The 16099-nt window shown below is 37.4% G+C and carries 4 protein-coding genes; 3 read left to right on the top strand and 1 reads right to left on the bottom strand.

The window, feature by feature from the left end; translation table 11 throughout:
• Nucleotides 1-2713 (top strand): thrombospondin type 3 repeat-containing protein (locus Q0L65_RS08195; RefSeq protein ID WP_296685153.1); only part of this gene is annotated, 2713 nt, incomplete at its 5' end.
• Between the two features lie 25 nt (nucleotides 2714-2738).
• Nucleotides 2739-3620, top strand: coding sequence for a type IX secretion system membrane protein PorP/SprF (locus Q0L65_RS08190; RefSeq protein WP_296685152.1), 882 nt, complete (start codon nucleotides 2739-2741; stop codon nucleotides 3618-3620).
• Between the two features lie 62 nt (nucleotides 3621-3682).
• Here Q0L65_RS08190 and Q0L65_RS08185 read toward each other — a convergent pair whose 3' ends face one another.
• Nucleotides 3683-4882: an AraC family transcriptional regulator gene (locus tag Q0L65_RS08185; RefSeq protein ID WP_296685150.1), complete on the bottom strand. Its 1200-nt coding sequence runs from the start codon at nucleotides 4880-4882 to the stop codon at nucleotides 3683-3685.
• Between the two features lie 172 nt (nucleotides 4883-5054).
• On the opposite strand from Q0L65_RS08185, the gene Q0L65_RS08180 reads away from it, so the two are divergent.
• Nucleotides 5055-16099, top strand: an 11045-nt coding sequence (locus Q0L65_RS08180) for a LamG-like jellyroll fold domain-containing protein (RefSeq protein ID WP_296685148.1), incomplete at its 3' end; no start/stop codon positions are given.

Raw genomic sequence — 16099 nt, 5'->3', positions numbered from 1 at the left:
AACAGGTTTGTCATTTAGTATTGATGGTACAAATTACACTAACACAACAGGTATATTTTCAGGAGTTTTGCCAGGAACATATACAGTTACAGCAAAGAACGCTTCATCATGTGTTTCTTCAGCATCAACAAGTGTTACGGTGAACGCTCAACCAGTTACTCCAGCTGCTCCAACATCGGGAGGTAACCAAACGGTTTATGAAAGTAATCCTATTCAGACTCTAACGGCTTCTGCAACAGGAGGAGTAATTAGTTGGTATAATGCTTTAACAGGAGGACAACTCGTTGCATCTCCAATTTTGAATACCATTGGCACAGTAACATATTATGCAGAAAGCTCAAATAGCAGTTGTACAAGTTTAACTAGAACAGCAGTTTCATTAACGATTATTTCTGTTCCTCCAGTCATTACTGGACCAAGTGGGAATAGTACAACTACTGGATCAACAAGCAATAAAACAATCCCAGAAAATAGCACTTCCGTTTATAGCTTTACCGCTGATAAGACTGTAACTTGGAGTCTAAATGGAGGGGAAGATTCCTCAAAATTTACTATCAGTTCTTCAGGAGTTTTAACATTTAACTCGGCACCTGATTACGAAAATTCAACCGACGGAAATACTTCAGGGACAAATACTTATATTGTTATCATAAAAGCAATAGACAGTTCAGGGAATAGTACAACTCAAACTTTAACTGTTACAGTAACTAATGTAGATGAAGATACTGATGGCGATGGAGTTTTAGATAGTCAAGAAGTTTTGGACGGAACCTCTCCAGCGAACTCATGTGATTTTGTTGTGGCTAGTCGAACATTAGCGCCAAGCACAGCATGGAATGCTTCTGATTGTGACAATGACGGAATCCCTAATGCAGTAGACGGAGTAGTAGATACCGATACTGACGGCACTCCTAATTTTAGAGATTTGGACTCGGATAATGATGGAATTACCGATGCAATAGAAAAAGGACCAAATGGAGCTACTCCAAGAGATACTGACAATGACGGCACACCTGATTTTAAAGATTTAGATTCAGATAATGACGGTATTACCGATGCTATAGAAAAAGGTCCTGGAGCAACACCATTAGATACTGATAATGATGGCACTCCTGATTATAGAGATTTGGATTCAGATAATGACGGTATTACCGATGCTATAGAAAAAGGCCCTGGAGCCACTCCAAGAGATACTGACAATGACGGTACCCCTGATTTTAGAGATTTGGACTCAGACAATGACGGTATTACCGACGCGATAGAAAAAGGCCCTGGAGCCACACCATTGGATACTGACAATGATGGTACTCCTGATTATAGAGATTTGGATTCAGACAATGACGGTATTACCGATGCTACAGAAAAAGGTCCTGGAACTACTCCAAGAGATACTGACAATGACGGCACACCTGATTTTAAAGATTTAGATTCAGATAATGACGGTATTACCGATGCTATAGAAAAAGGTCCTGGAGCAACACCATTAGATACTGATAATGATGGCACTCCTGATTTTAGAGATTTGGATTCGGACAATGACGGTATTACCGATGCTATAGAAAAAGGCCCTGGAGCAACACCATTGGATACTGACAATGACGGTACCCCTGATTTTAGAGATTTGGATTCAGACAATGACGGTATTACCGACGCGATAGAAAAAGGCCCTGGAGCTACACCATTGGATACTGACAATGACGGTACCCCTGATTTTAGAGATTTGGATTCAGATAATGACGGTATTACCGATGCTACAGAAAAAGGTCCTGGAACTACCCCAAGAGATACTGATAATGACGGTACCCCTGATTTTAGAGATTTAGATTCAGACAATGACGGTATTACCGATGCTACAGAAAAAGGTCCTGGAACCACTCCATTAGACACTGACAATGACGGCACACCTGATTTTAGAGATTTGGATTCAGACAATGACGGTATTACCGATGCTACAGAAAAAGGTCCTGGAACTACCCCAAGAGATACTGATAATGACGGTACCCCTGATTTTAGAGATTTGGATTCAGACAATGACGGTATTACCGATGCTACAGAAAAAGGACCCGGAACCACTCCATTGGATACCGATAATGATGGTATTCCTGATTTTAGAGATTTGGATTCAGATAATGATGGTACTACTGATGCGCTAGAAAAAGGAACAGGAATTACTCCTAAAGATACCGACAATGACGGTATACCTGATTTTAGAGATTTAGATGCAGACAACGACGGAATTCCAGACAGCCTAGATAATTGTCCTTTGACACCAAACGCTAACCAATCAGATAATGACAGCGATGGTCAAGGTGATGTTTGTGATGGTGATGATGACAATGATGGAGTTTTAGATACGGCAGATAACTGTCCATTAACAGCCAATGCTAATCAAGCCGATAGAGATCATGATGGTAGAGGAGATGTTTGTGATTTAGTAGAGATTAATGTATCACAAGCGATTACACCTAATGGCGACGGCGTAAATGATACTTGGGTAATTTATAACATAGAGAATCATCCAGGTAGTATTGTTCGAGTATTTAACAGATGGGGTAAAGAAGTATTTTACTCTAACAATTATCAAAATGATTGGGACGGACGTTACAAAGACAATAACGAGAGTTTGCCATCGGCAGTTTCCTACCTTTATCAAGTTGATTTAAATGGAGATGGTACCATCGATGCTCAAGGCTGGCTATACATTACAAAATAAAAACCCCACATCAAAAAATAGAACAATGAAAAAAATAAATCATATTGCAATTCTAGCACTACTTTTAACAAGTAGTGCTCTATTTGCTCAACAAGAAAGTGTTTTTGCTTTTTATAAATCACACATGAATTTAGTCAATCCAGCTTATGTTGGAATGAATGACGAGACACTTTGGACAAGTTCTTTGAGAAAACAATGGACAGGAGTAGCCGAGGCGCCAGAAACCCAAACGGTATCCTATGGCACGCCTCTTGGCAAAAACATGGGTATTGGAGTTTCTGTAATTAATGATAGAACGTTCATAGAGAAAGAAACGTTTTTAGGAGTTGATTTCTCCTATAAAATCCAAATGGATGCTACGATGGATTTGTATTTAGGAATCAAAGCAGGAGGGAACTTCTATGACGTTAACACAACAGGATTAGAAACGTATAATGTACAATCAGACCAGGCTTTAGGTTCAATCAATACCTTTAATCCTAACTTTGGAGTTGGAGCGGTGTTGAAGAAAGACAAATGGTATGCTTCGTTATCGATTCCAAGATTACTTAACACAAGTAAAGCGGTGAATCAATCGGGTTACGCCATGTCGGCTACCGACAGGCCTCATATTTACCTTAGTGGAGGATATGATTTTGATTTGGCGCCTTCTTTGGTATTGAAACCATCGGTTATGCTGCGCTATGCCAATGGTGCACCAACGTCCATAGATTTAACTACGATGTTACAAATTGAGAACAATTTTGAGATAGGAGGTATGTATAGAACCGATAAAGCCTATGCAGCGATGAGTACCATCAGACTGAACAAACGTTTTGTGTTTGGCTTTGCTTACGAGATGAGTACACAACCTACACTTGCAGCAGCCAGGAATACTAACGAGATTTTATTACAATTTAAGTTTTAATACAATACGTTTCAAGTCAACAATAAAAAAACCTCCACTAGGAATAGTGGAGGTTTTTCTTTTTAAATATTTGATGGGTTAGTTTTTGCAGCAATAAATTCGGTAGGAGTAACCCCTATTTTTTCTTTAAAAGCATTATAGAAACTAGCTCTAGTTCTAAATCCAGATTGTTGTGCAATTCCTTCAATAGTAAATGATTCGTTTAAATTTTCTGAGAGTAATTCTGCCGCATAGTCTATCCGCAAATCTGATTTTAATGCAGAAAATTTGGTTTGCATAATGGTATTGATACAATAAGAAACGTGATTTTGAGGTACTTGAAGGGCTAATGCAATATCACTTATTGAAAAATCAGGATGTATAAAAGGCCGTTCGTCATTTAAATATTTTTTGATATTTTCAGATAAATCAAAGAAAGGATCTTCCTCAATAATTGTAGCTTCTTCTTGTATTAATTGAACTTGTTTTGGAGTTTTAGATTTTTTAGTGGATTCTGTAGGAGTGCGTCTTGGGATGCCATAAAGTATATTGGGAAACAAAAGTAAAGAGAAAGACATAATACAGTAAGCAACCCCTGATAAGATATATAAAGGATAGGAATTAATCAGTCCAATGCTTGGTTTTAGTTGTATGGAATTAAAAGTAATAATTAAGAATTCAATTACAATAAAAAACAGACTAACAATTAATATAATCAGCCAACGAACACTAATTAATAGTTGTTTTTTAGGAATATTGTAATCAAAATTTGACACAGAAAATCGCTTCCAAAGTAAATACATACAATATAAAATGTAGCATAAAAGGAGTACTGGTCTAATGATAAAACTGATAGTAGTATTGTAGAAAAGATTAATGTTGATATTTAAAATAGTATCTATATTATGAATAATTGCATTCGCAATTTGTAGTTTTTCAGAAAACGGTTGAAGAGTATAAGGAATAATTCCAATTAGGTGAACCAATGCTGGAATAAAATGAAGGAAGTCTATTTTCTTTATGGTATAGGTGTCATTTAAAGTACCCCTAACGTAGAAGAGTAAAAAAGGCCCTAACAATAACATTAAAGGAGTAAAATGGTTGTAAAAAATCGCTAACCAAAAAGGAGATTTTCCATACATTACAAAATAATGCGCTATCCCATAAACAGAAGAACTGATTAAAAACAGCGAAAGATAGGTTGCATTTCTATTGATATTCCAATTACTAAACAATAGAATTAGCGATAATAAAATTGTAAATATAGAAACGTATAGTAGCATTAACGTGGGGTGTTTTCACAAATGTAGGAATTTTGCGGAATTAAATTTGTCTTAAAAAATTTTTTTTTTGACAACTCTCCTGCTAGATTAAGAATAATGCTTTGTCTAAAAAGATATTTTTGCGAGTTAAATAGAATTACTTAGTTATTCACCCCGCAAATAACCTACTTTTATGAAGAAAAATTTACTTTTTTCAACCCGATTGAAACAGCTTGTGGCTGTTGTTTTTTTATTAACTGCCAATTTTGCGAATGCACAAGCGCCAACCATTGCTTCTTTTTCACCAACAAATGCAGAAGTAGGAGATGCGGTTACCATTACAGGTACTGGTTTTGACGCAACTCCAGCAAATAATATCGTATATTTCGGTGGAGTTCAAGCAAAAGTAAGTTCAGCAACTACTACAACTTTGTCAGTTATTGTTCCAAATGGTAGTTCAAGAGATTTTATTGCTGTAACAACCAACGGACAAACAGCTTTAACAAGTAAAAAATTTAGTTTAATCAATAATAATATAGCTTCAATCACAACTTCCCCACTAAGTTTTGCAGCATCTGTTACAGTAAGTAATATTGCTGCAGGCGGAGAATCTGCAGGAAATACAAATGATGTAATTGTTGGAGTTGCCGATTTTGACAATGATGGTTGGCCTGATGTATTCAAAGGAGGAGTCAATAATATAAACATCAATAGAAATTTATTAAAAGGAACCAATACTACATTTACTGCAAGTAATTTTTCTTCTCCAATTAATTATACAGTTTCTGGAACAGTTAGAACAGTTGCTATTGCAGATATTGATTCAGATGGTAAATTAGACATTGTAACTGGAAGTACTTTAGGTTTAAGTATTTTAAGAAATACATCAACATCTGGTGTTATTTCTTTTGCTGCTGCTGTCAATGTTACTACCTCAACTACAAGTATTCGAATTGCGGATTTTAATTTTGATGGAAAACTTGATGTTGCAGCTGTTTCAGGAGGTAATTTAAATATTTTTACAAACAATTCAACGGTTGGATCAGTTGTATTTAACACTCCAAATGCAATTGCGTTATCATCAACAGGTTTTTATGGGCTAGATTTAGGGGATTTAAATAATGACGGTAAAATTGATATCGTTGTATCAAAAACAAACTCAACAGATGTTATTGTTAATAATTCTTCAATAGGAAGTTTGTCGCTGTCAAATTCTTTTAACATCGCAATTGGACATGTATATGTTATAGTTGATGATTTAGATAAGGATGGTAAAAATGATATTTACCTCTACAATAAATACTTAAAAAATAATTACACAACTGGAAGCTTAACTAGTTCCAATTTCACGACATATACTAATACGTTAGTAGATGAAGGTTCATCAGGTAGTTCTTCTTTAGATTTAAATGGGGATGCTTATCCTGAAATATATTTAGGAGCTTGGTGGTCACATCTTTGGTTGTACATTAATAATGCTACAGGAACACCTGCGTCTATTTTCTCAAACAGACAAACTTTTGTAAGAGGAAATGCAGTTGCAGCAGATTTGAATGGAGATCAAAAAGTGGACATGATTACTTCTAATGTCACAGATACAAACATAGGTCTTACCCGCAATACGATTACTTCTGTATCTGGTGTTTTTGCAACATGTTCGTTAACTGCATTTACACAATGTAGTGCTAGTCCATCAACGGCTCAAACAATTTCTATTTCAGGAACAAACTTAACATCAGATATTGTTATTGCAGCTGCTACTAATTTTGAATATTCATTGGATAATACAACGTTTAGTTCTACTTTAACAATTCCTCAAGTTTCAGGAACGGTTGCCGCAACCAATGTTTACGTTCGCTACAATAGAGCAGATTTAGGAAGTGAAAATGTAAATATTAGCATTAGTTCATCAATTGCTGCAGGTGCAAGAAAATTGATTTTAGCAGCTTTTGGTTCTCGATCACTTGCATCAATTACAGGGAACTCATCTTTAGCGATTGGTCAAACTACAACTTTAACAGGAAGTGTTTCTCCAAGTACAACATCACCTTGGGCGTCTTCAAATACGGCTGTTGCTACTGTAAATTCTAGCGGCGTTGTAACGGGAGTTAGTGCAGGAACAGTAACGATTACTTACGCGAATTCTTTTGGATGCCAAGCAACACAGTCAATAACTGTTTTACCTCCACCAACTATAACTTCTTTTACTCCTACAAGCTGTCCTGTTGGAACAACTGTTACTATAACAGGAACAAATTTTACTGGTGCAACTGCAGTTAAATTTAACGGAACTACTGCTACTACATATACGGTTGTGAGTGCAACAAGCATAACAGCAACAGTTCCAGTGGGAGCTACTACAGGAACAATTTCTGTAACTAATTCAGTTGGTACAGCAACAAGCGCTGGTACATTGACTGTGACAATAGCTCCTCCAGTAATTACATCATTTACTCCAACTACAGTAGCTCCGGGAGATACTGTAACAATCGCTGGATCTGGGTTTGATGCTACGGCAGCAAATAACGTAGTATTACTTGATGGAATGAGATGTTCGATTACAGCCGCTAGTTCAACTAGTTTATCTGTGATTATTCCAAAAGGAACAACATATAATAACTTTCAAGTAGTAAATGTAACTAATAAACTTAGTGCAATTTCTAAGTCAAAAATTATAATTAAAAGCGCCACTTTAGGTGCTCAAGTTGTTAGTAATTCATTTTATTTAAACACACCAGCGTCTTTAGGTAGTATTGTAGTTACAAGTGAGAAAAATTATTCAACAGCAGATATAGATGCTGATGGAAAATTAGATATTTTAGCAATGAATAACGGGTATTCGTTAAAAATTGCCGCAACTTCTTCAACACCTTCAAGTTTAAATTATACAGTTAATACAATAACTAATTCTGTTTTACCAGTTGCAAATGCTGTTCGTTACGCTCAGTTACGAGATTACAATAATGATGGTTTACTTGATTTAATGACAACTGAACCAGGAACTTCATCAACAGGGGGTTGGGTTAATATTAATAATTCAAGCTCTGGAACTCCAAGTTTCAATACAAGATATACACTTACACCATCGTTGACTTATAACTTTTTGGCGACTGATGTTATTACTTCTGACTTCAATAATGACGGTAGAATTGACATTTTAGGAGCATATAGAACGGATTCTTACTTCACTTTTTGTAAAAATAATTCCACAAATGGTGTCTTTTCTGAAGCAAGTACTCGTGGTCAGGGAGCATCAGCATTAAATATTGTTACTGCTGCAATTGAAGGAGAATTTACTGGTGATGCTAAAGTTGATTTTTTTGTGTTACATGGTTCAGTAGGTGATTTTGTTACAAATAATACAGCATATGACGCAAGTTCACTTTCTATTGCTGTATCACCAAGTATTAATTTAAGTGCAAGTATTTTAAGAACTGCTGATTTGGATAATGATGGAGACTTAGATATTATTGCAGCAAATACAACTTCAACTATAAATATTTTAACAAATAATGGAACAGGAACATTTACTACTTCTTCAATTAATGTGCCCAGCGGAACATTAAGAGGAATTCAATTAGGAGATTTAGATGGCGATGGCGATGTTGATATTATTTATGCAACGTCAACGGGTTTTTATTACGTACCAAATAGTACAAGTACAAGCAATACTATTGTTTTCAACATAAATAGTAATGTTCTTTTATCAAACAGTGTTACATCATATGGTTTTAAATTAGTAGATCTTAATGAAGATGACAAATTTGATATTCTTTATTCAACAGGAACAGCATTGAATATATTAATCAATAAAATAGGTGAATTACCAACAATAACTCTAAGCAGTTCTGCGCTAAATACCATTACCAATTGTAAAACACCAAGAGTAATAGCGGATCATTCTGCAGTGAGTACGGATATTGTAATTACATCATCTGATTTAGTATATATTGATTCTTATGGCAATCCATTGCTAGTATATAAAAATGCAGCAGATGGAAACTATTATGGGTCTTATTTATATACAACTGGCGGGACGGGAATAAGCGGGGCTTCATCATTATCATTAAACAATTTAATGTCAACCTATTCAGGAATCAAAGCTTTAGCTGGAAATTTTCCTTCAGCCAACCCTCAAATTACATTTGATCAAATTACAGGTATAGTTTCAGGAGGTATCGCGGTGTTGTCATATTATGAAAATTATACGGTTTCGGGAGTAAATTTAACAGCAGGTGTAACAGTAACACCTCCAACCAACTTCCAAGTTTCTACCGATCAAAGCACTTGGATAGGAACAACTACCACACCAACGGCAATAACTTTAGCTCAAAGTTCTGGAAGTGTTGCAACCACTACAGTATATGTAAGAACCACACCGTCAATTGCAGCAAATAGTTATTCAGGTAACATAACTATGGCATCAACTACTACCGGAGCAACCAGTGTAACCAAAGCAGTAGCAGCAACCTTATATGCTCCTACAGCTATTGGCACACAACCCTTGGCAACTAAAAATATTTGTATTAATGCCAGTACAGGAAATACCATTACTGTAGCGGCTACAGGTAGTGGTTTAACGTACCAATGGTATAGTAACACTTCTAATTCAAATACAGGAGGAACAAGCCTAGGGTCAACTAGCGGAGCTCAAACGCCTACTTTAACATTAGCCACTTCAAGCGCAGGGACTACCTATTATTATTGTGTAGTTTCGGGTTCTTGTGGAACAGTGACGAGTTCAGTATCGGCAGTAACGATTAGCCCATCTTCTGTTGCAGGTACGGCTTCGGCAGCCGCTACAACGCTATGTTCAGGCACTACTACCACACTTTCTTTAACAGGAAATACAGGAACCATTCAATGGCAGTCTTCTTTAAATAATACTACTTTTACAGATATTTCAGGCGCTACTTCAGCAAGTTATACTACCTCTGCATTAACAAAAACGACTTATTATAAAGCTAACGTAACAAGCGGTGCTTGTACAGTAGGAACAACTAGTGCAGTTACAGTTACAGTGCCTGCAGCGCCATATCCGTATGATAGAGCAGTTAATTTTTCGTCAACAGGTTATTTAACAAAAGCAACAACATCTTCTTTAGGGTTAACAAACTTTACAGTAGAAGCTTGGATTTATCCTACATCTTTTAATAATTATGCGGGGATTATAGCAAAACAAGATTTTCAATTGATGACAGCTACCAATGGGGCATTGGCGTTTATGATTGAACGTTCATGGAGTTGGGAATTACGTACCTCTGCCACGAATGTTTTAACGTTAAATAAATGGCAACATGTGGCGGCAAGTTATAATGCATCTACCAAACAAATGAAAATGTATGTGGATGGTGTTTTAGTTGATACATATACTAGAACTCAGTCTTTTGTTCCTGATTTTACAACGGCTAATTTAACAGTAGGATATAATAACGGAACAGGAAACGGTTCTCCATCAAGAAATTTTGCTGGAAATATTGATGAGGTTAAAGTATGGAACACCGTAAAAACCGATGCTGAAATTTCAACTAATTATGCTACACAACTAGTGGGTAATGAAACTGCATTGGTTGCCTATTATAAATTTGACCAAGGAATCGGTAGTGGAAACAATACCGCAATTACAAGTTTAACAGATTTGACAGCTAATGCGAATCATTTGACGCTTTCATCAATGACAATGAATAGTGCAACAAATAATATTGTTCAGGCAGGACCAGCTATTTTAAGCACACCAAGTATTTGTTTAAATGCTATTGCTACTTTGACGCACTCTCATACTGGAGGAACTTGGTCAACATCAGATGCTAATGTTATTTCAATTGATCCAAGTACTGGTGCTGCGACTGCTAATGCCTTAGGTACAGCAACTATTACTTATACATTTACGTTTAACGGTTGTACTTTTTCAAGCACGAAGCTGTTTACTGTTTTAGACATTCCTGCTATTACAACTCAGCCAGTAACAACAGCTCAAAATGTTTGTATTAATGGAACAGCAACAGCTCTTTCTGTAACAGCAACAGGTGCTGGGCTGACCTATCAATGGTATAAAAATACCACATCAGCTAACACAGGAGGAACAGCAATAACAGGAGCAACATCAGCAAGCTACACGCCTTTAACCACGACAGCGGCAGACACCTATTATTATTGTATAGTAAGTGGTACTTGTTCACCATCGGTAACCAGTAATGTCTCTGGATTGATAAAAGTATATCCAGTATCGGTTGCTGGAACTATTGCTTCGTCAGTAGCTAGTATTTGTGATTCTGGATCTACGACTTTAACACTTTCAGGAGCTACAGGAAATATCCAATGGCAACGTTTTGATAATCCTGTTTGGACGGACTTAACAGGAGAAACTAACACGACATTTACAACACCAACCTTGACTCAAAATACGATTTATAGAGCTCAAGTTACAAGTGGTCCATGTTCGAGTGTAACTACTTCTAATTTTACTGTTACAGTGAATGCTTCACCAGCTGCTCCAACAGCAACAACGACTGTTAATTATTGCCAAGGTGCAACGGCAACAGCCTTGTCTGCTGCACCAACTAGTGGTTATTCATTACAATGGTACACTGCAGCTACTGGATGGACAGCAAGTAGTACTGCTCCAACTCCAACTACGAGTTCAGCAGCTTCAACTATTTATTATGTGAGTCAGAAACAAAATTCATCGACGATTACAACAAGTACAAGCGCAGGAACTACAGCAAGTTATGTTTCTGGACTTACTTTTGGGCAAACATTTCAAGTAGCCACCACAAGTAGAATTACTTCATTAGCCATTGGACAGATATTTGCATATTCTCCAGTAATAAATGTGAAAATTTATAATGGGTTTGGAGGTGCATTATTAGGAACTGCAGATGCAACTATGACAGGTTCTGGTTATTTTAATCCTGTATTCACATTTGCAAATTCCAATATTGTTTTAAATGCTAATCAGACCTATTATTTTGAAGTTACTAGTACTAATAGTGTTTCTATATACTTAATGTCTGTAAAAAATAATTATACTTCAACAGGTGTACTGTATCAAAATAATGTTGCTAATTCAGCATTAGATTTTGATTTTACATTAACATCAACTTCTATTGCCAATCCATGTGAAAGTCCGCGTACAGCAATTACAGTTAATGTCGATGCGATTCCAACGATTTCAGGAGCGCAAAACATGACAGTAGGAGGAAGTACTTTACAATTAACAGGTTCAGGAACACCTGCATCTTCTACCCCTTGGACATCTTCTAATACTGCAGTTGCCACTATTTCGGCAACAGGAGAAGTAACTGCAGTAGCATTAGGTACAACAACAATTACTTACACGACTTCTGGTGGTTGTACGACAACGACAATAATTAAAGTGTTAGATTGTACCCAACCTTTTGGAAGCGCGTTGAATTTTGATGGGGTAAATGATTATGTGGTTTTGGATAATGCCGGAACTAATACTAGTTTACAATTTACTAATACGGCTAATTATACTTTAGAAGGATGGGTGAAAAGAACTACTGCAACGAGTAGCAATGCAGTAATTATAGCAAAACAAAATGGGAATGTTGCAGGAAACTATTCGTTAGGAATTAGTTCAACAGGGGTGCCTTATTTATCAAGAGAATATACCCCTTGGGTAGTTAATGCAACTACTAGTTTGCCACTAAATGAATGGCATCATATTGCTGGTGTGTTCGATGGTTCTTCATTAAAAATATATATTGACGGTGTTTTAAGTAATTCTGTTACCGCTTCGGGTAGTATTACACCATCCAGTGTTACGGCAATTAAAGTGGCTATTGGAGCCATGTACACTAATAGTTCACCATCAAATTTCTTCAATGGAAGTATTGATGAAGCACGCATATGGAATGTAGCTAGAACAGCTACTCAAATTCAACAAGCGAAAGACAGTGCATTAAATGGTAATGAATCAGGACTTGTTGCCTATTATAATTTTAATCAAGGCGTTGCTGAAGGAAATAATGCAGCAGTAACAAGTATCGTTAACCCAGTGAATAGTGCTTCAAACGGTACCTTAACCAATTTTACTAAAACGGGAACCACTTCTAATTTTGTGGGGAGTGTTTACAATTTAGATATTTCAGGCGCATCATCAATTTGTGCTAATACTACTTCGCAATACACGCATCTAATTTCAGGAGGGACTTGGTCTATTTCTAGTGGAGCCAACGCTACTATTAGTACTTCAGGTTTATTAACAAGTGCAGGGTCCGAAAATGTTACTTTGAGCTATACTTATATTTTGAATGGTTGTTCATTTACAGCGACTAAAGCGGTTGCTATTGTTGCACCATCAATTACGGTTCAACCATCAACAGCGGCACAAACGTTATGTTTAAATGCTACTGCAACACCGCTTACAGTAACCGCTACAAATGTTGGTATAACTTACCAATGGTATAAAAACACAACTGCATCTACGACAGGAGGAACAGCAATAACAGGTGCCACTTCAGCAAGTTATACCCCATTAACAACTATTGCAGGTACATTGTATTATTATTGTGTAGTGGGCGGAACTTGTACACCAGCTGTTACAAGCAACGTTTCGGGCGCTATTGTAGTTTCGCCAGCATCTATTGCAGGAACAATTTCTGGAACAAATGCTATTTGTACAGGAGCAACATCTACATTAACATTGTCAGGAAGTGTTGGTACTATCCAATGGCAACGTTACGATAGTTCTGTTTGGACAGATCTAACAGGAGCGACAAATGCTACATTGATTACCCCAACATTGACTCAAAATACAACTTATAGAGCAACAGTTACTAGTGGTTATTGTTCAGGTGCTTCAACGGCAAATTATGCTATTACAGTGAATCCAATACCAGTAATTACAGTTCAACCTTCAACAGCATCTCAAACATTATGTTTAAATACTACCGCAACGGCACTAACAGTTACTGCAACAGGTACAGGTTTGACTTACCAATGGTATAAAAACACAACTGTATCTACGACAGGAGGAACAGCAATAACAGGTGCCACTTCAGCAAGTTATACCCCATTAACAACTATTGCAGGTACATTGTATTATTATTGTGTAGTGGGCGGAACTTGTACACCAGCTGTTACAAGCAACGTTTCGGGCGCTATTGTAGTTTCGCCAGCATCTATTGCAGGAACAATTTCTGGAACAAATGCTATTTGTACAGGAGCAACATCTACATTAACATTGTCAGGAAGTGTTGGTACTATCCAATGGCAACGTTACGATAGTTCTGTTTGGACAGATCTAACAGGAGCGACAAATGCTACATTGATTACCCCAACATTGACTCAAAATACAACTTATAGAGCAACAGTTACTAGTGGTTATTGTTCAGGTGCTTCAACGGCAAATTATGCTATTACAGTGACTCCAATACCAGTAATTTCAGGTGCAACAACAGTTGGAGCAGGAAACACTATCACATTGACCTCAACCACAACAGCATCAACAATTAATCCATGGGTTTCTTCAAATCCTGCGGTGGCTACAGTTTCTAACACAGGAGTAGTAAGTGGGTTAACCACAGGTTCAACTACAATTACTTTTACAAATAATAATGGTTGTACTACAACCACATCAATTACCGTAAATGTAGGAACTACTTTAACACCGGTATTGACTTCGCCTGTTAGTAATGCAACGGGATCCACCACATTAAACTTTAATTATACTCTTTCTGAAGGACCATTAGCAGGTTCAGTAAAATTAATTTTTACGCCGACAGCAGGGGGTTCGCCAATTATTTGGACGATGACAAATACTACATCAGCTGTGTTTAGTTATACAGTAGGAACTAATCCAACACTAATTTCAAATGTTGTCTCTGGTACAGCTTTAGGCTTCACAACTTATAACGTAACTTTAGTATATCAGGACGGATTTGGAAACCCTGCAGCGACAACTACTAATACTAACATCCAAACTTTGGCTCCACCAAGTATTAGTTTTGCGCAGTCTAGTTATACAGGATTGGTTAATGTAGCTATGACTACAATTGTTTCTACTAATACTGGGGGTGTTATTAGTAGTTATTCAATAAGCCCAGCACTACCAAATGGTTTGGTGTTTAATACTACTACGGGTAGTATTTCAGGAACGCCATTGGTAACAAAAGTAGCCACTAATTACACTATTACAGCACTTAATGCTGCGGGTTCAGATGTTAAAATAATTTCATTGATGATCGATGCGGATTCAGATGCTGATGGAGTGCCTGATTCTGTAGAAATCCAGCAAGGTACCAATCCAAATGTACCAGGTGCAAAAGACACAGATAGAGATGGCGTTCCAGATTATGTAGAAACCCAACAAGGAACTAATCCGACAACTCCAGGAGATGCTATTGATACGGATAGAGATGGCGTTCCAGATTATGTGGAAACACAACAAGGAACGAGTCCAACCACTCCAGGCGCAAAAGATACCGATGGCGATGGCGTTCCAGATTATGTAGAAGTACAACAAGGAACGAGTCCAACTATTCCAGGAGCGAAAGATACGGATGGTGATGGTGTTCCAGATTATATTGAAGTACAACAAGGAACGAGTCCAACCACACCGGGTAACGTTGTTATCGATACGGATGGTGATGGCGTTCCGGATTATATCGAAGTACAACAAGGAACGAGTCCAACTACGCCAGGCGCACGAGATACGGATGGCGATGGTGTTCCAGATTATGTAGAAGTACAACAAGGTACGAATCCTACCACTCCAGGCGCTAAAGACACGGATGCTGATGGTGTTCCGGATTATATCGAAGTACAACAAGGAACAAGTCCTACTATTCCAGGAGCGAAAGATACGGATGGTGATGGTGTTCCAGATTATATTGAAGTACAACAAGGAACGAGTCCAACCGCACCGGGTAACGTTGTTATCGATACGGATGCTGATGGCGTTCCGGATTATATCGAAGTACAACAAGGAACGAGTCCAACCACTCCAGGCGCTAAAGATACCGATGGTGATGGCGTTCCAGATTATGTGGAAACACAACAAGGAACAAGTCCAACTACTCCAGGCGCACGAGATACGGATGGCGATGGAATTCCAGATTATGTAGAAGTACAACAAGGAACGAGTCCAACCACACCGGGTAACGTTGTTATCGATACGGATGCTGATGGCGTTCCGGATTATATCGAAGTACAACAAGGAACGAGTCCAACTACGCCAGGCGCACGAGATACGGATGGCGATGGCGTTCCAGA

This window comes from Flavobacterium sp. (assembly GCF_024642105.1).
Lineage (GTDB): Bacteria > Bacteroidota > Bacteroidia > Flavobacteriales > Flavobacteriaceae > Flavobacterium.
This window is presented reverse-complemented; position numbering and strand designations above follow the sequence as displayed.